Source organism: Novosphingobium sp. PhB57, from assembly GCF_004342985.1.
Lineage (GTDB): Bacteria > Pseudomonadota > Alphaproteobacteria > Sphingomonadales > Sphingomonadaceae > Novosphingobium.
On record NZ_SMBO01000003.1, the window covers coordinates 469,898 to 490,449 of the forward strand.

Here is a 20,552-nt window from a genome sequence, read left to right on the forward strand (position 1 = left end):
TCTGCGCGAGGCTGACTTGAGACGGAGCCGGGAGCAATTCGCCTTGCAGAGGCGTTGTGCGGGGCAGGAGAAGGAGCCTGCCCGATGTCGCCCGCGACCCATATCATGACCACCGCCCGCCGCGAAATCCTCACCCGTCCGGTTCTTTCGCTCGTTCAGTCCGCGCTGCCCGCACTGTCCGCCACGGAGAACGAGGCGATCGACGCAGGCAATACCTGGTGGGACGCCGCGCTGTTCACCGGCAATCCGGACTGGGAGCAATTGCTGGCGATCCCGCCCGCCACGCTGACCGAAGAAGAACGCGCCTTCATGGACGGCCCGGTCGACAGGCTCTGCGCCATGATCGACGACTGGCGCATGACCTGGGAAACCCGCGACCTGCCGCCCGAAGCCTGGGACTTCCTGAAGCGCGAGAAGTTCTTCGGCATCATCATCCCCAGGGAACACGGCGGCCTTGGTTTTTCCAACTTCGCGCATAGCGAAATCGTGCGCAAGATCGCGACGCGATCGGTCTCCACTGCAGTGACGGCCATGGTGCCCAATTCGCTTGGGCCGGGCGAACTGATCCTGCGCTTCGGCACGAAAGAACAGCAGGAGCACTGGCTGCCCCGCCTGGCAGACGGGCGCGAAGTGCCGGCCTTCGGGCTTACCAGCCCCGAGGCCGGGTCCGACGCCGCCGCGATGACCGATGAGGGCGTGATCTGCCGGGGCCAATGGAACGGCGAGGACGTGCTGGGCATCCGCCTCAACTGGCACAAGCGCTACATCACGCTGGGGCCGGTCGCGACCATTCTCGGCCTGGCTTTCAAGCTGCGTGATCCCGACCATCTGCTGGGCCATCAGGACGATATCGGCATCACAGTCGCGCTCGTGCCCACGGAGCTGCCGGGCGTGACCATCGGCCGCCGCCACATCCCCTCCATGCAGACGTTCCAGAACGGTCCCAACGAAGGGCATGACGTGTTCATCCCGCTGGAAAACGTGATCGGCGGGCCGGAGCGCGTCGGCCAGGGCTGGAAGATGCTGATGAGCGCGCTGGCGGCCGGGCGCGGGATCTCGCTGCCTTCGCTCTCGGCGGCAGCAGGCGCTTTCGCGGCCCATACCACCGGCGCTTATGCCCGCGTCCGCTCGCAGTTCAACCTGCCGATCGGCAAGTTCGAAGGCATTCAGGAGCGCCTCGCCCGCATCGCCGGCAACGCCTATCTGCTGGACGGCGCGCGGCGGCTGACGTGCGCCGGGCTGGACCAGGGCAACCACCCGGCGGTGATTTCCTCGATCCTCAAGCTTCACGCCACCGAGCGGATGCGCGTCGTCATCAACGATGCCATGGATGTGCACGGCGGCAAGGCGATCATCGAAGGACCGCGCAACTACCTCGGCAGCCAGTACCGCGCCATTCCGGTGGGCATCACGGTGGAAGGCGCCAATATCCTCACCCGCAGCCTGATGGTCTTCGGACAAGGCGCGATCCGCTCGCACCCCTACCTGCTGGAGGAAATCCGCGCCGTGGGCGATGCCAATCGCGGCCGGGCGCTGGCGAATTTCGACCAGGTGCTGTGGAAGCACATCGGCCATGCGCTGAAGACGGCGATCCGCGCCTTCGTGCGCGGCTGGAGCGGCGGCAGGTTCGCCCCCGCGCCCAGGGCAGGCAAGGCCACGCGCTATTACCGGCAGATGAGCCGCTATGCCGCCGCTTTCGCTTTCGTTTCGGACATCTCGTTCCTGACGCTCGGCGGCGAACTCAAGCGGCGCGAACTGCTCTCGGGCCGCCTGGGTGACGTGCTTTCCGAACTCTATCTGCTGTCCGGCGCGCTCAAGCGCTGGGAAGACGAAGGCCGGCAGGACGAAGACCTGCCGCTGCTGGCCTGGTGCATGGAAAGCGGCTTCGCCACCATCGAGCAACGCTTTGCCGAGATCATCGCCAACTTCCCGGCCCGTCCGGTCGGCTGGATGCTGCGCCTGTTCATCCAGCCTTTCGGCCGCCGTCGCAACGGCCCGTCGGACCGCACGATCCGCCAGTGCGCGGACATCCTGCTGGAACCCTGCGCCGCGCGCGACCGGCTGGTGGAGAACGTCTATATCGGCGGAGCGGACGAGGCCGTCGGCCGCCTGACCGACGCTTTCCAGCAAACCGTGGCGACCCAGCCCGTCCACGACCGCCTGCGCAAGGCGCGCATCCGCGATCTGGACAAGGCGCACGAACAGGGCCTCATCACCGATGGGGAACTGGAGAGCTTGCGCGCCGCCGATGCGGCCGTGGCGGAAGTGATCGCGGTGGACGACTTCGCGGCCGAAGACCTCGACCAGTCCGGCCACGAAACGGCCACCCCGCGCATTGCCGAGCCCGCCGAATGAGCCGCCCGGTCTATATCGTCGACGGTGCCCGCACCCCGTTCCTGAAGGCGCGCGGCGGCCCCGGTCCCTTCACCCCGGTCGATCTGGCCGTGCAGTGCGGGCGGCCGCTGCTGCTGCGCCAGCCGTTCACGCCGACGGCCTTCGATCAGGTGATCCTGGGCTGCGTGAACGTCATCGCGGACGAGGCCAACCCGGCCCGCGTCGCCGCCCTGCGCCTTGGCTGCGGCCCCCAGACCACCGCCTTCACCGTGCAGATCAACTGCGGCTCCGGCATGCAGGCGATGGACACGGCCTATCGCTACATCGCCGACGGCGGCAGCGACCTGATCCTGGCAGGCGGAGCCGAAGCCTTGAGCCACGCCCCGCTGGTGCTGCGGCAGGACGCGGTGGAATGGCTGGCGGAAATGCAGGGCAACAAGTCCGGCCCGCTCGGCGCGCTCAAGGCCGCAAGCCACTTCCGGCCCGATTTCCTGAAGCCCATCGTCGGCCTCGAACGCGGGCTGACCGATCCGATCACCGATCTCGGCATGGGGCAGACCGCCGAAGTGCTCGCCCACCTCTTCTCGATCTCGCGCGAGGCGGCGGACCGTTATGCGGTAGAGAGCCACAAGCGGCTGGCGAAGGCGCAGGCGGAAGGCTGGCTGAAAGGCGAACTCGAACCCGCCTTCGCCCGTGACGGCACCGTCCACGACCACGACGACGGCGTCCGACCGGACAGCGAGCCTGCCAAGCTGGCCAAGCTCAAGCCCGTGTTCGAGCGGCCCTACGGCAAAGTCACGGCCGGCAACAGTTCGCAGATCACTGACGGCGCCTGCTGGACCATTCTCGCCTCGGAAGCGGCGGTGGAGCGCCATGGCCTCAAGCCCCGCGCGCGCATCGTCGACAGCCAGTGGTCAGCGCTCGATCCCTCGATCATGGGCCTCGGGCCGGTGCTTGCTTCCACCGCGCTGCTGAAACGCAACGAACTCTCGCTGGACAGCATCGACCTCTGGGAACTGAACGAGGCTTTCGCCGCGCAAGTGCTGGCCTGCCTGGCCGCTTGGCAGGACGAGGGCTTCTGCCGCGAGGTGCTCGGTCTGGAAGGCGCGGCGGGCACCATCGATCCCGGGCGCATAAATGTCGACGGCGGGGCGATCTCGCTCGGCCATCCGGTCGGTGCCAGCGGCGCGCGCATCGCGCTCCATCTGGTGCAGGCGATGGAGCGGCTGGGCAGCGGCCGGGGCATCGCCACCGAATGCATCGGCGGGGGCCAGGGCGGCGCCATGCTGATCGAACGCGCATGAAGGAGGCCACGATGAACGATCCCGTATGGACTTATCTGGCCGACCGCGACCTGACGCTCGGCCCCGTTCCCCACGACCACCCGGAAAGCACCGAAGGCTTCACGCACTGGAGCTTTGCGCGCGATGCCGATGGCGTCGCCTGGGCCGTGATCGACCAGCAGGGCACCGGCACCAACACCCTGTCGCAAGCGGTGCTGGAGGAATTCTCCCGCATCCTCGACCTTGTCGAGCAGCGTGCGCCCAAGGCGCTCGTCATCCGGTCGGCCAAGCGGGACGGCTTCCTTGCAGGCGCGGACATCGCGGAATTTCGCGGCGTCACTGACGAAAGCGCGATCCGCGCGAGGATCGCGGCGGCGCACGAGGTGGTCGACCGGCTGGCCGCGCTGACCATACCGACAATCGCCGTCATGCACGGTTACGCCATGGGCGGCGGGCTGGAACTGGCCCTCGCCTGCACGCAGCGTATTGCCGTGGAGGGCACGCGATTCGGCTTTCCCGAAGTGCAGATCGGCCTCCACCCCGGCCTTGGCGGCACCGCGCGCTTCACGCACTTGTGCGATCCGATCGAGGCGATGAGCGCCATGCTCACCGGCAAGTCGATCCATGACCGGCAGGCCAGGCGCATGGGGCTGGTCGATGCCGTGGTGCCCGAGCGCCATGTCGCCGCCGCCATCGCAGCCGCTGTCGGCGGCGATCTGGAGCAGGCGCGGCAGGGTCTGGTGGAACGGCTGAAGGACAGCGCCCCGGCACGCCGCATCGCCGCCCGGCAGATGCGCGCGCAGGCCGAGGGCCGCGCGCCGTCTGCGCACTATCCCGCGCCCTATGCGCTGATCGATCTCTGGGAGGAGCACGGCGGCGACCTGAATGCCATGAAGCAGGCGGAAATCGGCTCCTTCGCCAAGCTGATGCTGACCGACACGGCGCAGAACCTGATCCGCGTGTTCTTCCTGCGGCAGAAGCTGAAGGAACTGGCCGGCAAGACTTCCGGCATCGCGCAAGTCCATGTCATCGGCGCGGGCGCCATGGGCGGGGACATTGCCGCGTGGTGCGCGTGGAAGGGCCTGCGCACCAGCCTGTCCGACGTGAAGCCCGAGCCGATCGGCAAGGCCATCGGCCGCGCGGCCGCGCTCTACGAGAAGATCGCGCATGGCGACCGGCTCAAGATCCGCGACGCGCTGGACCGGCTGATCCCCGATCCCGAAGGCCACGGCGTGACGAGCGCCGATCTGGTCATCGAGGCCGCGCCGGAGAAGGCCGATCTCAAGCGCAAGCTCTACGCCGATGCCGCGCCGCGCATGAAGGACGGCGCCATTCTGGCCACCAACACCTCCTCGATCCCGCTGGCCGAACTGCGCGAAGGGCTCCAGCGGCCCGAACGACTGGTCGGCATTCATTTCTTCAACCCGGTCTCGCGGCTGGATCTGGTGGAAGTGGTGACTCATGACGGCACCGATGCGGATGTCGCGGCACAGGCCCGCGCTTTCGTTGGTCGCATCGGCAAGCTGCCCGCGCCCGCGAAGAGCGCGCCGGGCTTCATCGTCAACCGGGTGCTGACGCCCTACCTGGTCGAAGCGCTGACCCTGATGGACGAGGGGCTCGCCCCCGAAGTCATCGACAAGGCGGCGACCGATTTCGGCATGCCGGTGGGTCCGCTGGAACTCGCCGATCAGGTGGGGCTCGACATCGGGCTGGCCGTCGCCGAGATGCTGAAGCGCGAACTCGACTGGCCGATGCCCGATGCCCCGCCATGGCTGAAGGAAAAGGTGGAGGCCGGCGACCTCGGCAAGAAGACCGGCAAGGGCATCTACGTCTGGCGAGACGGCAAGGCGGTAAAGGGGCACGGTGCACGGCACGGAAGCGCCGCAGCGCCCGAAGCCGATCTGGCGGACCGCCTGATCCTGCCGATGCTCAACACCGCCGTCGCCGTGCTGCGCGAGGGGGTGAACGACGATGCCGACGTGATCGACGCGGCGATGATCTTCGGCACCGGCTTCGCGCCGTTCCGCGGCGGCCCGCTGCACTATGCCAAAGAACGCGGCGTGAGTGACGTGGTCGCGGCGCTCACCGAACTGGCCGCCAAGCATGGGCCGCGCTTCGAACCGAACGCGGGGTGGGACGCGCTGACGTGACCCCATATCTCACCGATCCGGAAGAGATCGCGGATCGCATCATTGCCCATACCGGCGGGCGGATCGTGCTGGGCCTGCCGTTGGGGCTGGGCAAGTCTCCCCATGTCGCCAATGCCCTGTTCGATCGTGCCCGGGGCGATCCATCGATACGGCTCGTGATCTTCACCGCGCTGACGCTGGAACCGCCCGCGCTGGGGTCGGACCTCGAACGCCGCTTTCTTGAGCCGGTTTTCGCACGCACGATGGGTGGCTATCCCGAATTTGCGTATGCCGCCGCCCAGCGGGCGGGCGACCTGCCGCCCAACATCGAGGTGAACGAGTTCTTCTTCCAGGCGGGCAGCCGGCTCACCAACGCCGTGGCCCAGCGCAGCTACATTTCGGCCAACTACACCCATGCCGTGCGCTGCCTGCTCGATCAGGGCGTGAACGTGATCGCGCAGATCGTCGCCCGCCGGGAGGACCGCTTCAGCCTCAGCTGCAACAGCGACATGACGCTGGACCTGCTCCGCCATCGGGAGGCGGGCAAGGCCGACTTCCTGCTGGTCGGTCAGGTCAATGACGAGCTGCCGTTCATGCCCGGGCCGGCAGACCTTCCCGCCGATGCTTTCGCCATGATCCTCGACAGTGCGGAGACGCGGTTTCCCCTGTTCGGGCCGCCCAAGCAGCCGGTCAGCCCGGCGCAGCACGCGATCGGCGTCCATGTCGCCTCGCTGGTGGCGGATGGCGGTTCGCTGCAGATCGGTATCGGCGAGATCGGCGATGCCGTGGCCCATTCGCTGATCCTGCGCCAGCACCAGCCAGACCGTTTCCGCAGCGCCATCGATACCTTGCTCGTGGCCGGGCAAGTGCGCCCGCCCGTGGAGATGGGTGCCTTCGAACACGGCCTCTATGCGCCCACCGAGATGTTGGTCGACGGCTTCGTCGAACTGATCCGGGCCGATATCGTCAAGCGCGAAGTCGACGGCGCCGTGCTGCACGGCGGCTTCTTCGTCGGTCCCCGCGCCTTCTACGCAGCGCTGCGCGACATGGACGAAGCCACGCGCGGCCTTATCCACATGCGCGAGATCTCCTGGGTCAACGCGCTTTACGGCGACGAAGCGGCCAAGCGGGCCGCCCGCGTCGACGCCCGCTTCGTCAACAGCGCGATGATGGTGACGCTGCTCGGCGCCACGGTTTCCGACGGGCTGGAGGACGGCCGCGTCGTCAGCGGCGTGGGCGGGCAATACAACTTCGTGGCGCAGGCGATGGAACTGGACGGCGCGCGCTCGATCATCACCCTGCCCGCCACCCGGTTGCACGACGGGTCGCTGCAATCCAACATCGTCTGGAGCTACGGCCATGAGACGATCCCCCGCCACTTGCGCGACGTGGTGGTCACCGAATACGGCGTGGCCGACCTTCGCGGCATGAGCGACGAGCGGGTGATCCAGCGCCTGATCGCCGTGGCCGACAGCCGGTTTCAGGACGAACTTCTGGAAGCAGCGCAAAGCGCCGGAAAAATCGGAGCGGATTGGCGCATCCCGCAGGAATGGCGGTCCAACCTTCCGCAGCGCATCACCGACGCCCTGCCAAGGTACGACTTTCCCGCCTATCCCTTCGGCACCGATTTCACGCCGGTCGAGCAGCGGCTCGTGCCCGCGCTGCAGCATCTGTCCGAAACCGGCGGGCGCCCCGGCGCGCTGGCAGCCATCGCAGCGCGCGGACTTGCTCGCCCCACGCCGACGCGGGAGGAGGAGGAAGCGCTCGAACGCCTCGATCTGCAATCCCCGTCAGGCCTGCGTTCGCGAACCTACCGCACCTTGGTACTCGGGGCCCTGCGATCCGTGGAATGAACCAGGCAGATCGATCGGGCCGTTTTCAGGGCTTTGGTTTCGGCGCCGTGCTCTGGACCTCTGGAAAACATTCCCGCGCCAGGTTCTTCCACATCGGTTCCACCGCGTCCTTCCAGTCCCCGAAACCATAGAGAACCAGCGTGCCGTCGTGCCGCGCCTCGAAAGACATCAAGGGGCTCGTCGGCGTATCGGTTTCCTTGGCGACGCGAAAATTCACCTTCCTGCCGGTTTCCACCGACAGGTTTTCACTGACGCCGACATCGTCGAACTCGGTTTCCACGCAGGCGGCAACCTCACCGATGGGCCGGTCGGAGTGCGCCTTTATGAAGGAAGAAGCCGGAGGCATCGCTGCCAGAAGCAAGATAGCGGCGGGAAACATGGCGCGCTGATACCACGAGTGGACAGATGACCCAAGTACCGGCCCTTCACGGAAGCGCCGGAAAAACCTGGTCAGGCTGTCAGGACTCGCTGCCGAAAAAGTGGTCGATCACGTCGCGTGCCAAACGGGAAGGCTTGAGCGTGACGGCATCGAGGCAGCACCAGCTGGACTTCACTTCGGCCAGCACTTCCTCACCGCGCTTGATGATCGTTTCGTAGAACGCCCGCGCACCCTGGACCTTTTCCAGGAGCACGGTGGCAATCACGTCGTCCCCCAGGAAAGTGGGCTTGCGGTAGGTGATCTCGTGCTTGAGCGCGACCCACAGATGCTGGCCCACCACTTCGGTAGGCGCAAAGGCGCGCCAATGGTCAAGGACAGCGTCCTGCACCCACTTGAGGTAGCTGGCGTTGTTCACATGGCCCATGAAGTCGATGTCGTTTGCATCGACACCAATGCGGAAGTCGTGGGGAATCGCGGTGCTCACAGGAAGACTCTAGCAGAAGTGCGGCGCGCGCAGCAGACAAATATCATCCGCTTCGGATAAGCCCGAAGCATTGCGGTATCACGACAGAACGGAAACGCCCCGTCGCACCACCGATGGCAATGGTGGTTTCGGGCCGTTTCCGCTTGGAAACGGCCCGAAACTTCAGGTTAAAACCTTTGGTCCGCTCGCGAACTAGAGCGCCTTGGCCATGTTCAGGTGCGCTGTCACCGTAGGCACCAATTCCTTCGCGAAAGCCTTGAGAGGCGCGGAATCGCCGTTCGCCGCGTAGTCCTTCAGCTTGTCGAGAGTCATCTGATGCGCATCGACTTGCGCCGAGGCATAGGCCTTGTCGAAATCGGCCCCGGTGAGATTCTTCAGTGCATCGAGCTTCTGATCCTGCGCGTCGCTGAGGCCGGCGTCCGGCGTGATCGCGGGCGACAGCTTGTCAGCCACGCCCTTCAGCTTGGCGGTGGACTGGGTATGGGCGTCGATCATCTTTTCGGCGAAACGCTTCACGGCGGCCGACTGGCCCTTGGCCATGGCCAGCTTGGACGTCTCGATCTCGAAGGCGTCGCTGCTGGCGGCGGCATTGGCGAAGGCCTGCGCAGGGGTCTGCGTGGCCGTGCCCATCGGCATGTCCGCCCCCGGAATGGCGCCGGGAACCACTTCCGTTGCCGGTGCCGTAGCCACGTCATTCGTGGCGGGAGCCTCCTTCTTGCAGGCCGTGAGGGCCAGTGCTGCGAACGAGACGGCGTATAGTACCCGGTGCTTCATGGTGATTTCCTCTTCCTCACTATGCTCCATCGTGAACCAACCAGTCCGCCGCGCGTTCCCGGACAGACTGCTCTCGGTCGCAAGGATCGTGGAGCGTCCCGGCAAGGCAGGAGCAAGACTATGGGAATGCTAGGAAATATCTTCGACAAGGTCTTCCATCGCAACAAGGCGAAAGCCGCCCCCGCGCCTACGCAAAACGCCCCTGCGGCACCCGCCCCCACGCAGGCCGCCCCCGCGCCTGCCGCAGCCGCGCCTGAAGCGGCGGAACCCGTGGACGTCGGCGCGGTGCTTGAGGAAATGGCATCGATGAAGGCGGACCATGGCGGCAATTACCAGACCTCCATCGTCGACCTGCTGAAACTGCTGGATCTCGATTCCAGCCTCTCCGCGCGAAAGGAACTCGCAGACGAACTGGGCGTCCATGCCGCTGCAGACGGTTCGGCAGAGCAGAATATTGCCCTCCATCGCGCCGTCATGGACAGCCTTGCCAAGAATGGCGGCATCGTGCCCGACAGCCTTCGCCAATAAGTATCAGACATGGGTAGGTATCAAATGAGGACCGAGCGTAAATCCTGAAAAGTAACCTCGGTTAATGCGCCCTGCCAAAGCGGCGCTATGAGCGCACCCCGGTGGGGTGAAGCCGCGGTCTCGCGGTTTCGGACAGGTCGGCAGCGTGCGGCGCCTAGCGCCCGTTGCCGGCCTGTCTCTTCATGTGGATCGAGCGTGCCGCACTTATAACTCCCCTTCGCTGCCCGCGTCGCGGGCGCGGCGGATCTCGTGGAGGGCCTAGGTCTGTTCCTTCTCTCCTTCCACCACCAGGTCGGGACGGCCGGCAAGCTCCCCCGCAAGGCGCTTGGCGTACCCCTTCATTACTTTGGCAGCGCCTTTCACTTCCTCTTTCCTATCGGTCATTCCCAATCTCCTGATCGCGCGGTTCAACCGGGGTAGGGCGAGGTCTTCAGCAGACCTGCAAGGTGCGCCGCATTGCCTGCCACCATCCTTGCCGTCTTGGTGACTTTTTCAGGTGTTTTGTCCAAGTCCTTGAAATCAATGGATCCCATTGCCTCGCCTACCCAGTAACAGGCCGCGACAGCCGGGATCGTCCAGCCCACGTCGTTGAGAGACTGGAACAGCTGGGCCGATGAGAAATGGGCGCCGTCTTCGTTACCGACGATCGCTGCCACCGCGACTTTGCCGTAGCTGGGCATGCGGCCCTGGTCGTCGGTCTCGTCGAGGAAAGCATCCATCCGTTCGAGCACGCGCTTGGCGACGCTGCCGATCTGGCCCATCCAGATGGGGCCGCCGAACACCAGAATATCGTGCGCCAGGATCTTTTCCCGCAAGCCGGGCCAATCGTCACCTTCGCCCTCGTTCGAGGTCACGCCGGGTAGCACGTTGAGCTCAGCGACCCGCACGGTCTCCGTGATCTCGACATCGCGTTCGGCAAAGGCCTTCGCGAGAACCGCGATCATCGCGTCCGTGGAGGAAGGCTCGGCTGGATCGGACTTCAGAGTGCAATTGATGGCCAGGGCTTTGAGTGTCACGGGCAGGCGTCCTTCTTCCGATACATGTTTGCAGAACCAACGCGGGACCCGGCGTTTGGTTCGAGCGCAGGGCGCCCTGCCGGCAAGACCGATTGAAAACGAAAGCTGGGAACGGGGCCGCCTGCTCGCGCCTTTCTTCTGTCGAAGGAGAAGGATCATGGCCGAGTACGAACCCGACGATTCCCGCAATGTCACCGGAACCGCCGGCACGCCCGACGGACGCTGGACCAACCGCGATGGCAAGCCGCCGCAAGGCGTTCCCCAGAAGGATCCGGCCCGCGCCCGGGAAGCGGAGCTTCACGCCGACAAGGAAGACGAGCGCCTCAATCCGGGCGCCGATGCCGAAACGACCGGCGGCGTGGGCGGAGCGCGGCGAGGCTCTCACGGCTGACCTTTCCGCCGCGGCACGCCGCAGCAACCATTTGTAACGCCGCGTTCGCCGCTTTCGCTCGAACCCGGCGGCCCCTGACGCGTTGCCCCCGAACGAGTCAGGGGAAATGTCGTCTTGCGAAAATCGATTGCCGCACCGTCCGTTACCTTAGCGTCCGTTACCGTGGCGACGCTGGTGCTGGCGGGCTGCAACGGGCATCAGTCGGCGCTGGCGCCGTTCGGGCTGGAGGCGCGCTCCACGCTCTGGCTGACGGCGGTGCTGGCGGCGGGAGGCAGTGTCATCGCGCTTGGAATGGCCGCGATATACTTCGTCGCAGCGCGGGCTCCGGAAGGAAAGCTCACTCACCAGAGCGGCATGCGTCTCGTCCTCTGGCTCGGCGCCGTGGTTCCGACCGTGGTGCTGACCGCGCTGCTGGTCTGGGCCCTTCCGGCCATGCGCCCCCTTCCCACCGGCGACAGCGATTTGCACATCCGCGTAGAGGGCGAGCAGTTCTGGTGGCGCGTCGCTTACGCGCGGAGCGATGACAAAGGCCTAAACGGCCGGACGGAGCCGCTGCTGCTCTCCGCCAACGAAGTGCGCCTCCCGGTCGGCCGGACGGTCGTGTTCGAACTCACCGCCACGGACGTCATCCATAGTTTCTGGATCCCCGGCCTTGCCGGCAAGATGGACATGATCCCCGGCCGCACCAACCGGCTGGTCGTCAAGGCCGAGAAGCCCGGCACCTATCGCGGGGTCTGCGCCGAGTTCTGCGGCCTCAGCCATGCGCTGATGGCCTTCGACGTCATCGCCATGGAACCGGCCGCCTTCGATGCCTGGCTGACCGCCGCCCGCATTCCCCCGCGCCGCACGCAAGACCGCGGCGCAGCACTGTTCGCGCGCGAGGGCTGCGGAAGTTGCCACGCCCTCGCCGGCACATCGGCCCAGGCCCGCATCGGCCCCGATCTCACCCGCTTCGGCGAGCGCCTGACGCTTGGCGCCGGGATTCTCGAACCGACGGACGGCCATACCGCCGCCTTCATCCGCGATCCCCATCGCTTCAAACCGGGCGCCCGCATGCCCGCCTATACTCATCTCACGCAGGAGGAAGCCCTGGCCCTTGCCCGCTGGCTGAAGCAGACCAAGGCGGAGAACGCGCGATGAGCCTGCACGACCAGGACGATCCCGCCCTCCGCGCCGCGCAGGAACAACGCCTGCGTGAAGTCTGGGCGCCGCCCAAAGGCCTTTTCCTGCGCTGGACGGACACCAACAACAACCAGGTCGGCAACTGGTACGTGCTCACGGCCTTCGCCTTCATGCTCTTCGCAGGCGTGCTGGCGCTCATCATGCGCACGCAGCTCGCGGTGCCCGACAACGACCTGGTGGGGCCGGGCACGTTCAACCAGTTGTTCACCCTGCACGGCTCGGTGATGATGTTCCTTTTCGCCGTGCCGATGTTCGAGGCGGTATCGATCATCCTCCTGCCGCAATTGCTGGGCGCGCGGGACCTGCCCTTCCCCAGGCTTTCCGCCTTCGGCTATTGGTCCTTCCTGATCGGCGGCGTGTTCGTTTCGGGATCGATCTTCTTCGACGCTGCGCCGGACGGCGGCTGGTTCATGTATCCGCCGCTGACCACCCGAACCGACCTTTCCGGTCTCGGCGCCGATATCTGGATGCTGGGGCTTTCCTTCATCGAAGTGTCGTCGGTCGCCGCTGCGGTCGAGCTGATCGTGGGCGTGCTCCAGTGCCGTCCGCCGGGCATGCGGCTCAACCTCATGCCGCTCTATGCCTGGTACATCCTGGTGGTAGCGGTGATGATCCTCTTCGCCTTCCCGCCGCTGATCGCCGGGGATGTGCTGTTCGAGATGGAGCGCCTGCTGGACTGGCCCTTCTTCGATGCCTCGCGCGGGGGCGATCCGCTGCTGTGGCAGCACTTGTTCTGGATCTTCGGCCATCCGGAAGTCTACATCGTCTTCCTGCCCTCCATCGCGCTTTTCGCCATGCTGGTGCCCACGTTCGCGCGGCGCCACCTGCTGGGCTATCCCTGGATCGTGCTGGCGGCGGTGGGCACCGCGTTCCTCTCGTTCGGGCTATGGGTCCACCACATGTTCGCCACGGGCCTGCCGAAGATCAGCCTCGGCTTCTTCTCGGCGGCGTCCGAAGCGGTGGCGATCCCGACGGCCGTGCAGATCTTCGTCTTCATCGTCACCCTCTGGGCGGGCCGCGTGGTCTGGTCCACGCCGCTGCTCTACGCCACCGGAAGCCTTGCGATCTTCGTGATCGGCGGGCTGACCGGGGTGATGGTCGCGCTCGCCCCGTTCGACTGGCAGGCGCACGACACCTACTTCGTGGTGGCCCACCTGCACTACGTGCTGATCGGCGGCACGCTGATGCCGCTCTTTGCCGGGCTCTATTACTACTGGCCGCTGGTGACCGGCAAGAAACTGTCCGACCGGCTGGGACGCACGGCATTCTGGCTGATCTTCGTGGGTGCCAACCTGTGCTTCTTCCCGATGCATCTTTCGGGGCTGGAGGGCATGCCGCGCCGTGTGTTCACGTATCCGGCCGACCTTGGCCTCGGCGGGCTGAACATGGCCTCCACGATCGGCTCCTTCGTGATCGCCGCCGGGATTGCGGTGATCGTGCTCGACTTGTGCCGCTCGCCCTGGCGCCAGATGGCCCCGCGCAATCCCTGGCAGGCCGGAACGCTCGAATGGCTGGCCCATCCGCAGGACGAGAACTGGGGCATCCGCTCGATCCCGCTGATCGAGAGCCGCTATCCGATCTGGGATCAGGAAGACTTCGTGCGCAAGGTGGACGAAGGCCGCTATTTCCTGCCCGATGCGGAGGAAGGCCGGCGCGAGACGATCATCACCTCGGTGCTGGACGCGCGCCCGGTCTCGGTCATTCGCCTGGGCGCTCCCAGCTGGAAACCGATGCTCACCGCCCTGGCGCTTGGCGGCGTGTTCATCCTGACCACTTATCATCTCTACTGGCTGGCGCTGGTTTCGGGCGTGGCGACGCTGGCCATGGTGCTCTGGTGGCTCTGGACCGGAACGGCGGAAATTCCCGAAAAGCCCAGCAAACCGATCGGGCACGGCATGGAGCTGCCGCTCTACATCTCGGGCGGAGCCTCTCCGGGCTGGTGGGCCATGTTCATCACGATGATGGCGGACGCCACGGCCTTCTCCGGATTGCTGTTCGGCTACTTCTTCTTCTGGACCCGGCATGCCGACTTTCCGCCGCCCGACATGGCCGCGGCGCCCGGCATCTTCTGGCCGATGATCGCGCTGATGCTGGCTCTTGCGGGCTGGGTCGCCACGGTCGCCGCGCGCGAGATCCACGCGCGGGGTGGCATCGGTGCGGGCCGATTGCTGCTGCTGTTCGGGTTGGCCACCAGCCTGGCGGGTGTCCCGGCCGGACTGGCGGGGCCCTGGCTCTCCGGCATGGATCCCGCCACACACAGCTACCCAGCAATCGTCTGGACGCTGGCGATCTGGACCTGCCTTCATGCCGCCGTCGCGGCGATCATGCAGGCCTATGTTCTCGCGCGGAGCCTGGCAGGGCGGATGACCCCGCATCACGACGCGGATATTCGCAACGTCACCGTCTACATGCACTTCTTCGCGCTCACCGCCGCCTGCGCCTATGCCACCATCGGCCTGTTCCCGGAGGTGGCATGAGCGAAGACCCGCGCGGCGACCGCAGGAAATGGCACGAGCGGCTGCAAGTCACGCTCTGGACCCTGATCGTGCCGCCCACGGTCTGGGCGGCCCATTTCCTGTTTTCCTACCTCTGGGCGGCGATATCCTGCGCCAAGCAAGGCGACTTCGCCCGGTTCCCGACGCTGTTCGTGGCCGGGACGGTGCTGGCCCTGGCGGCCATCGCCCTGTCGGGCTGGATCGCCCACCGGCAGGTCCGCATGCCCGGCAGCCCACCGCCGCACCAGGACGGGACCGACATCGACCGGCTGCGTTTTCTGGCGAAGGCAACCCTGCTGCTGGCCGGACTGAGCTTCGTGGGCGTGCTTTTCACCGCGCTGCCGGTGGTGTTCATCGGAGACTGCCGGTGAAGCGGGCTGCGCTCCTGACCGGGTTCCTGCTCGTGCCGCTGGGCCTTGCCTGCGCGCACTTCGGCATGACCGGCCACATGACCGCGCATATGATCGCCGTGGCCGTGGCCGCGCCGCTGCTGGCATTCGGCCTGGCCGAAACCGCTCTCGATCCTGCGCGCCGCTGGCCCCGCCTGGTGACGCCGATGGCGATGATGCTGGTGGAACTGGTCGCCGTCTGGGCGTGGCACTTGCCCGCCGTGCGCCGCGCCGCCGACGCCGCACCCTGGCTGGGCGCCGCGGAATACGCCAGCTTCCTGGGCGCTGGACTGCTGCTCTGGAGCGCCGCGATCCACACCCCCCAGCGCGCAGCCGGGATCGGTGCGCTTCTGCTGACATCCATGCATATGACGCTGCTGGGCGTGCTCATCGGCCTCGCCCCGCGCCCGCTTTACGGCTCGGGAATGCCCGGAATGCACCACCACGGCGCGCCGTTCGGCCTTGACCCTCTGGCCGACCAGCAGCTTGGCGGGGTCGCCATGCTGGTGATCGGCGGGGCAAGCTACTTCCTCGGCGGCATTGCCCTTCTTGCGGGACTGCTGAGAGCCAAGCCGGAACCTTCGAAATGACCGTGAAACTGACCTGGAAACGCCTGATCCTGGCGCTGCTCACCCTCTTCGCGCTGGGCATGGGATTTGCCTGGTCCGGCCTGTTCCCCATCGCCGCTTCTTCGGGACATTGGGCGATCACCGACTGGTTCCTCCACTGGACCATGCAGAACTCCGCGCGCACTTACAGCGCGTTCCAGACGCCGGAGCGCGTGCGCGACGACCGCGCCCTCGTCAGCGCGGCGGGCCATTTCCGGCAGTCCTGCGCGGTGTGCCACGGGGCGCCCGGCATGCCGCCATCGCCGGTCATGCAGTCCGCCACGCCGCCCGCACCGGACCTTGCGCGCGTGGTGGGCGAATATGGCGACAAGGAGCTGTTCTGGATCGTTCGTCACGGGGTGAAATTCACCGGCATGCCCGCCTGGCCGGCCGGCGACCGACCGGACGAAGTGCGCCGCATGGTGGGCTTCCTGCGCCGCCTGCCGAACATGACCCCGGCCGAGTACGAGGCTCTCACCGCGCCTGCGCCGGGCAGCGACGCTGCTCTTGCCAGCTGCACGGGTTGCCACGGAACCGACGGCCTGGGGCGCGGCCAGGCCGATATCCCGGTGATCGCCGGGCAGAAGGAAAGCTATCTCCTCGCCGCCCTGCGCGACTTCGCTTCCGGAAAGCGCCACGGTGCGGTCATGCAGGTTGCGGCATCGGGCCTCTCGGACGCGGAGTTGCGCCAGGCCGCCCGCCATTACGCACGGCAACCGGGGCTGCGCGACCAATCCCTCCTCGCCGCCCATGCCATCGTTTCGGATGGACTGCCCGCGCAGCAATTGCCTGCCTGCACCACCTGCCACGCGCCCGGAAAGGCAGCGCCCGCGCTCGGCGGCCAGCGGGCGGACTACCTCGCCGCCAGATTGCGGCAATGGCGGGGCGAGGAAACCGTGATCGACGCACATAAGCCGCGCGACCCGATGGCCGTCATCGCCCGGCGCATTCCCGAGGCGCAAATCGATCCTCTCGCCAAGGCCCTGTCCGGGGACGCTACCGCGCGCTGACCTTCACCCGGGATTCGCCCGCGCAGCGCAGCCAGCGGCGCGCCTCATGCGTTCCCGAAACCAAAAGGCTCCACTGAAAGGCAAAATCGGCATGACCGAAAGCGGAAACGACCCCCGGGAAGACGTGCTGAACTTCTGGTTCCGCGAACTCTCTCCCAAAGACTGGTTCGAGACCGCCGAGGCCCTGGACCCCGCGGTGCGTTCCCGTTTCGGCGCGCTTCACGCCCAGGCCGCAGAAGGCGCGCTGGCGGACTGGGCCGAGACCCCGCTCGGGCGGCTGGCGCTGATACTCGTGCTCGACCAGTTCTCTCGCCATATCCATCGGGGCACGGCGCTGGCCTTTGCCAACGATCCCGCCGCGCAGCACCTCGCCGTCGAGGGCATAGCCGCCAGAATGGACGAAACCCTCGGCTTTGCGCAGCGCCAGTTCTTCTACATGCCGCTGATGCATGCCGAAGACCCCGTCCTCCAGGCCATGAGCGTCGAACGCTTCAAGGCCCTGCGCGACTATGCCGAAGAGGTGACGGGCTTCGCTTCGGGCCATAGCGCCGAAATTGCCGCCTTCGGGCGCTTCCCGGGGCGCAATCTCGCTCTTGGCCGAAATTCCAGTCCCGCAGAGATCGAACATCTGAACAGCAGCGAACCGGCATCCTGATCGCAGCGCAAGGCTCCCAACCCGCCCGCGCCCTGCCACTCAGTTCCGCAACATGATCCAATCGTCGTCGCCGCCCTTGTCCCGCAGGACATCGAGAGCCGTCTGGACGTGAATCGCCGCGAGATCCTGACCGCAGGCGTCGAGGCGGCCTATGGCTTCCTGCAGCAAGTGCGTAATGCTGCGCAGCTCAAGGACAAGCTGTTCCTGGTTGGTGAGTGCCATCAGACCGTTCCTCCCCCTCGGGCCTATCCCCCCTAGGTCCAAGAAGACAGGCTAAGCCAAGGAACGCTCCGAACCAAGTAGAATTACGAATGACTCCCATTGGATAGTCAAATATTCACCTTTCCGGTACTGCGCGCGGCCCGCCGCAAGTAATCGCGCATCAGCGCCTGCCCCTTGTCGGTAAGACAGGCATGGTTGCCGCCCGACGCGGCATCCGTACAGCGCGTCACCAGCCCTTTCGCTTCCAGCACGTTCTGCCAGCGCAGCACCGTATTGGCCGAAGAGGTGCCGAGCGGCGCCGCGGGTTTGCGGGACTGGCCGATGAAAAGGTCGAGCAGAATGTCCCAGGCCGGCTCCCCGAAGAAATCCGCGCCGAGCATTTCATCGCGGATCCGGCGGCATCGATAGATATATTCGGCCAGGGGCAGCAGACCAGCATCGCCTTCCGCGGCCCCGTCACCCAGCCCCTCGCCACCTGGATGGCCGTCTGGCCCGCCTGCGGATACATGCCCGGACAAGCCACTCTCCGGCGTCGGCCCAAGCCCGCCGAAACCCTCTTCCCCAAGTTTTCTACCCATCGCCCCCAGCTGTTAACGCCCCGCGACTCCTGCGCGCCCGCTGAAGCGCATGACTTAAGCGCTGGTCAGTGACAACGCTGTCAACGACGAAGACCGGCCGGACTTCAAAAAGTTAATCTAGGATAATTCCGGTCCACTATTGCTGCAGGTAACGGCTCGGCGGCACGCCCAGCACGCGTTTGAACATCGTGGAGAAATTCCCCGGCCCATCGTAACCGAGGTCGAGCGCGATGGCGGTGACGGAATCGCCGGCAGCCAGCCGCGGCAGGGCCACCGAGAGGCAGGCCTGCTGCCGCCATTCCGCGAAACTCATGCCTGTCTCCCGTCGGAACAGCCGCGTGAACCGGCGGCGGTTCATCGCCAGGGCATCGGACCATCGCTCGATCGTGTCTCCGGCGCGGGGGCTTTCCAGAAAGCGATGGCAGCGTTCCGCCAGCGCAGGGTTGCGCGGAAAAGGCACGACGATGGGAATGACCGGCGCCTGGCAGATTTCGGCGACCAGCAGAGCCATGACCAGTCCGTCGCGGCCCTCCAGGTCGTATTCGGCGGGCACTTCGGACGCCGCCACCAGAAGCTGCCGCAGCAGCGGGGACACCGCGACCACCCGGCAAGTATCCGCCAGAGCCGCGCCCGCCGAAGGCGCCACCAGCACGCTGCGCGTCTGCACTTTGCCCACCATCCGCACCGAATGCGGCGTTCCGGCAGGGATCCACACCGCGCGCTCCGGCGGTGCGACCCAGGCGCCATCCGGCGTGCTCACGGCCACCACGCCGCGCGAGGCATAGAGGAACTGGCCCCGCCGATGGCTGTGCTCCGCCAGCTCGAACGAGGGCGGATAATCGTTGCCGATACCGACGACCGGCCGCGGCACGTCCTCGTAATCCGCCGGCTGGCGTTGCTGGATCCGATGTCCCACAATCATAATTGATTGACCCATATGCCGAAGCGGGACGATCTCAAAGCGAATAGGAGAGGCGCCACGAGCAAAGGACCGCGAAGGAGGCGGCAAAAATGGCCCAGAAATTGGCAGCAGGCGGGTCCGGCCCGGCAATGGACGATCGCAGACAGGCGGCCGTGAATGGAACCGTGTTCGGCGTGATCGTCGCCATCAGTTTCTGCCATCTTCTGAACGACATGATGCAGTCTCTGCTGCCCGCGATCTATCCTGCGCTGAAGGCCGATCTGGGCCTGAGTTTCGGCCAGATCGGCCTCGTGACACTGGCCTACCAGATCACCGCTTCGATCCTTCAGCCCCTGGTGGGACTCTATGCGGACAAGCGACCGACTCCGCTCGCCCTGCCCGGCGGCACGCTGTTCTCGCTGGCCGGACTGACCGTGCTGTCGGCCGCGCATAGCTATGGACTGGTGCTGGTCGGGGCATCGCTGCTGGGCATGGGGTCTTCCGTGTTCCATCCCGAATCCTCCCGCGTGGCCCGCATGGCCGCGGGCGGACGGCACGGACTCGCGCAGTCGCTGTTCCAGGTGGGCGGCAACGCCGGTCAGGCGCTAGGGCCATTGGCCGCTGCGCTGGTGGTGGTGCGTTGGGGACAGTCCAGCCTGGCCTTCTTCGCGCTGCTGGCACTGCTGTCCGGCGCCGTCCTGTGGAACGTGGCCGCCTGGTATCGCAGTCATGGCTTGGAACGGCTCGCGGCCGGCGGCAAGGCGACGCTTTCCGCGGGCCTCCCCAAAGGCCACGCCGCGCGCGGCATCGCCATCCTGCTGGCGCTGATCTTCTCCAAATACGTCTACCTCGCCAGCCTGACGAGCTACTTCACGTTCTACCTGATCCACCGCTTCGGCCTCACCGTGCAGAACGCGCAGTTCCACCTCTTCGCCTTCCTGGCCGCGGTCGCGGTCGGCACGGTGATGGGCGGGCCGCTGGGCGACCGGTTCGGGCGCAAATACGTGATCTGGTTCTCGATCCTCGGCGCCCTGCCCTTCACGCTGCTCCTACCCTATGCCAGCCTGTTCTGGACAGGCCCGCTGACCGTGGTGATCGGCCTGATCCTGGCCTCCGCCTTCCCGGCCATCGTCGTGTTCGCGCAGGAACTGGTGCCGGGGAAAGTCGGCATGATCTCGGGCCTGTTCTTCGGCTTCTCGTTCGGCATGGGCGGTCTGGGCGCGGCCGTGCTCGGCTGGCTGGCCGACCGCACGAGCATCGAGACGGTCTACCACGTCTGCGCCTTCCTCCCGGCGATCGGCCTGCTGACGGCATTCCTGCCGCGCGTGAACAAAGCCTAGA

At 66.4% G+C, this 20,552-nt stretch carries 21 protein-coding genes; 13 read left to right on the plus strand and 8 right to left on the minus strand.

The window, feature by feature from the left end; genetic code table 11:
* Positions 1–84 precede the first annotated feature (84 nt).
* From EDF58_RS12760 to EDF58_RS12775, 4 genes are read left to right on the plus strand one after another with little or no spacing between them, the layout of a single operon-like run.
* Positions 85–2,355 (plus strand): acyl-CoA dehydrogenase, encoded by a 2,271-nt coding sequence (locus tag EDF58_RS12760; RefSeq protein ID WP_243654224.1) that lies wholly within the window; start codon positions 85–87, stop codon positions 2,353–2,355.
* Positions 2,352–3,638: an acetyl-CoA C-acetyltransferase gene (locus EDF58_RS12765; RefSeq protein WP_132265956.1), complete on the plus strand. Its 1,287-nt coding sequence runs from the start codon at positions 2,352–2,354 to the stop codon at positions 3,636–3,638. The genes EDF58_RS12760 and EDF58_RS12765 overlap by 4 nt, the downstream gene beginning before the upstream one ends.
* Positions 3,639–3,649: 11 nt before the next feature.
* Positions 3,650–5,767, plus strand: a complete 2,118-nt coding sequence (locus EDF58_RS12770) for a 3-hydroxyacyl-CoA dehydrogenase NAD-binding domain-containing protein (RefSeq protein WP_132265958.1) — start codon at positions 3,650–3,652, stop codon at positions 5,765–5,767.
* Positions 5,764–7,599, plus strand: coding sequence for an acetyl-CoA hydrolase/transferase C-terminal domain-containing protein (locus EDF58_RS12775; protein WP_243654225.1), 1,836 nt, complete (start codon positions 5,764–5,766; stop codon positions 7,597–7,599). Before EDF58_RS12770 ends, EDF58_RS12775 begins: the two co-directional genes overlap by 4 nt.
* 25 nt (positions 7,600–7,624) lie before the next feature.
* On the opposite strand, the gene EDF58_RS12780 is transcribed toward EDF58_RS12775, so the two are convergent.
* The 3 genes from EDF58_RS12780 to EDF58_RS12790 all read right to left on the minus strand — a co-directional run bounded on the left by EDF58_RS12780 (position 7,625) and on the right by EDF58_RS12790 (position 9,236).
* Positions 7,625–7,978 carry a hypothetical protein gene (locus EDF58_RS12780; protein WP_132265960.1) on the minus strand — a complete coding sequence of 118 codons (354 nt, stop codon included), beginning with the start codon at positions 7,976–7,978 and terminating at the stop codon, positions 7,625–7,627.
* A gap of 79 nt (positions 7,979–8,057) precedes the next feature.
* Entirely contained in the window at positions 8,058–8,462 is a 405-nt protein-coding gene (locus EDF58_RS12785; protein ID WP_132265961.1) for a thioesterase family protein, read from the minus strand.
* Positions 8,463–8,654: 192 nt separating this feature from the next.
* Positions 8,655–9,236 carry a DUF4142 domain-containing protein gene (locus EDF58_RS12790; protein WP_132265963.1) on the minus strand — a complete coding sequence of 194 codons (582 nt, stop codon included), beginning with the start codon at positions 9,234–9,236 and terminating at the stop codon, positions 8,655–8,657.
* A 120-nt stretch (positions 9,237–9,356) separates the two neighbouring features.
* Between EDF58_RS12790 and EDF58_RS12795 the strand changes: the two genes are divergently transcribed.
* Complete coding sequence (locus EDF58_RS12795; RefSeq protein ID WP_132265965.1) at positions 9,357–9,764, plus strand: DUF3597 family protein; 408 nt, start codon at positions 9,357–9,359, stop codon at positions 9,762–9,764.
* Positions 9,765–10,022: 258 nt separating this feature from the next.
* On the opposite strand, the gene EDF58_RS26630 is transcribed toward EDF58_RS12795, so the two are convergent.
* Positions 10,023–10,148, minus strand: a complete 126-nt coding sequence (locus EDF58_RS26630; protein WP_279388323.1) for a hypothetical protein — start codon at positions 10,146–10,148, stop codon at positions 10,023–10,025.
* 23 nt (positions 10,149–10,171) lie between these two features.
* Positions 10,172–10,780 (minus strand): NAD(P)H-dependent oxidoreductase, encoded by a 609-nt coding sequence (locus EDF58_RS12800; protein WP_132266270.1) that lies wholly within the window; start codon positions 10,778–10,780, stop codon positions 10,172–10,174.
* A gap of 157 nt (positions 10,781–10,937) precedes the next feature.
* Here EDF58_RS12800 and EDF58_RS12805 point away from each other — a divergent pair, with 157 nt between their 5' ends.
* The 7 genes from EDF58_RS12805 to EDF58_RS12835 all read left to right on the plus strand — a co-directional run bounded on the left by EDF58_RS12805 (position 10,938) and on the right by EDF58_RS12835 (position 17,510).
* Positions 10,938–11,171, plus strand: a complete 234-nt coding sequence (locus tag EDF58_RS12805; protein WP_132265966.1) for a hypothetical protein — start codon at positions 10,938–10,940, stop codon at positions 11,169–11,171.
* A 114-nt stretch (positions 11,172–11,285) separates the two neighbouring features.
* Positions 11,286–12,311 (plus strand): cytochrome c oxidase subunit II, encoded by a 1,026-nt coding sequence (gene coxB / locus EDF58_RS12810; RefSeq protein WP_243654226.1) that lies wholly within the window; start codon positions 11,286–11,288, stop codon positions 12,309–12,311.
* Entirely contained in the window at positions 12,308–14,830 is a 2,523-nt protein-coding gene (gene ctaD / locus EDF58_RS12815) for a cytochrome c oxidase subunit I (protein WP_132265968.1), read from the plus strand. The genes coxB and ctaD overlap by 4 nt, the downstream gene beginning before the upstream one ends.
* Entirely contained in the window at positions 14,827–15,219 is a 393-nt protein-coding gene (locus EDF58_RS12820; protein ID WP_132265969.1) for a hypothetical protein, read from the plus strand. The genes ctaD and EDF58_RS12820 overlap by 4 nt, the downstream gene beginning before the upstream one ends.
* The gene (locus tag EDF58_RS12825; RefSeq protein WP_132265971.1) at positions 15,216–15,827 is read left to right on the plus strand and encodes a cytochrome c oxidase assembly protein; all 612 of its coding nucleotides are present in this window, start codon (positions 15,216–15,218) and stop codon (positions 15,825–15,827) included. The genes EDF58_RS12820 and EDF58_RS12825 overlap by 4 nt, the downstream gene beginning before the upstream one ends.
* Positions 15,824–16,855, plus strand: a complete 1,032-nt coding sequence (locus tag EDF58_RS12830; RefSeq protein ID WP_132265973.1) for a c-type cytochrome — start codon at positions 15,824–15,826, stop codon at positions 16,853–16,855. Before EDF58_RS12825 ends, EDF58_RS12830 begins: the two co-directional genes overlap by 4 nt.
* A gap of 91 nt (positions 16,856–16,946) precedes the next feature.
* Complete coding sequence (locus EDF58_RS12835) at positions 16,947–17,510, plus strand: DUF924 family protein (RefSeq protein WP_132265975.1); 564 nt, start codon at positions 16,947–16,949, stop codon at positions 17,508–17,510.
* Positions 17,511–17,549: 39 nt separating this feature from the next.
* Here EDF58_RS12835 and EDF58_RS12840 read toward each other — a convergent pair whose 3' ends face one another.
* The 3 genes from EDF58_RS12840 to EDF58_RS12850 form a co-directional block, all read right to left on the minus strand.
* Positions 17,550–17,732 (minus strand): hypothetical protein, encoded by a 183-nt coding sequence (locus EDF58_RS12840; RefSeq protein ID WP_132265977.1) that lies wholly within the window; start codon positions 17,730–17,732, stop codon positions 17,550–17,552.
* Between the two features lie 107 nt (positions 17,733–17,839).
* Positions 17,840–18,250, minus strand: coding sequence for a hypothetical protein (locus tag EDF58_RS12845; protein WP_165921396.1), 411 nt, complete (start codon positions 18,248–18,250; stop codon positions 17,840–17,842).
* Between the two features lie 196 nt (positions 18,251–18,446).
* Positions 18,447–19,232 (minus strand): helix-turn-helix transcriptional regulator, encoded by a 786-nt coding sequence (locus EDF58_RS12850; protein ID WP_243654227.1) that lies wholly within the window; start codon positions 19,230–19,232, stop codon positions 18,447–18,449.
* Between the two features lie 128 nt (positions 19,233–19,360).
* Between EDF58_RS12850 and EDF58_RS12855 the strand changes: the two genes are divergently transcribed.
* Complete coding sequence (locus tag EDF58_RS12855; protein WP_132266278.1) at positions 19,361–20,551, plus strand: MFS transporter; 1,191 nt, start codon at positions 19,361–19,363, stop codon at positions 20,549–20,551.
* The last annotated feature ends 1 nt before the right edge of the window (position 20,552 follow it).

Coding starts and splice junctions, on each gene's coding strand:
- EDF58_RS12760 (WP_243654224.1), top strand. CDS start 85: ATGTCGCCCGCGACCCATATCATGACCACCGCCCGCCGCGAAATCCTC.
- EDF58_RS12765 (WP_132265956.1), top strand. CDS start 2,352: ATGAGCCGCCCGGTCTATATCGTCGACGGTGCCCGCACCCCGTTCCTG.
- EDF58_RS12770 (WP_132265958.1), top strand. CDS start 3,650: ATGAACGATCCCGTATGGACTTATCTGGCCGACCGCGACCTGACGCTC.
- EDF58_RS12780 (WP_132265960.1), bottom strand. CDS start 7,978: ATGTTTCCCGCCGCTATCTTGCTTCTGGCAGCGATGCCTCCGGCTTCT.
- EDF58_RS12790 (WP_132265963.1), bottom strand. CDS start 9,236: ATGAAGCACCGGGTACTATACGCCGTCTCGTTCGCAGCACTGGCCCTC.
- EDF58_RS12795 (WP_132265965.1), top strand. CDS start 9,357: ATGGGAATGCTAGGAAATATCTTCGACAAGGTCTTCCATCGCAACAAG.
- EDF58_RS26630 (WP_279388323.1), bottom strand. CDS start 10,148: ATGACCGATAGGAAAGAGGAAGTGAAAGGCGCTGCCAAAGTAATGAAG.
- EDF58_RS12805 (WP_132265966.1), top strand. CDS start 10,938: ATGGCCGAGTACGAACCCGACGATTCCCGCAATGTCACCGGAACCGCC.
- ctaD (WP_132265968.1), top strand. CDS start 12,308: ATGAGCCTGCACGACCAGGACGATCCCGCCCTCCGCGCCGCGCAGGAA.
- EDF58_RS12820 (WP_132265969.1), top strand. CDS start 14,827: ATGAGCGAAGACCCGCGCGGCGACCGCAGGAAATGGCACGAGCGGCTG.
- EDF58_RS12830 (WP_132265973.1), top strand. CDS start 15,824: ATGACCGTGAAACTGACCTGGAAACGCCTGATCCTGGCGCTGCTCACC.
- EDF58_RS12835 (WP_132265975.1), top strand. CDS start 16,947: ATGACCGAAAGCGGAAACGACCCCCGGGAAGACGTGCTGAACTTCTGG.
- EDF58_RS12840 (WP_132265977.1), bottom strand. CDS start 17,732: ATGGCACTCACCAACCAGGAACAGCTTGTCCTTGAGCTGCGCAGCATT.
- EDF58_RS12850 (WP_243654227.1), bottom strand. CDS start 19,232: ATGATTGTGGGACATCGGATCCAGCAACGCCAGCCGGCGGATTACGAG.
- EDF58_RS12855 (WP_132266278.1), top strand. CDS start 19,361: ATGGACGATCGCAGACAGGCGGCCGTGAATGGAACCGTGTTCGGCGTG.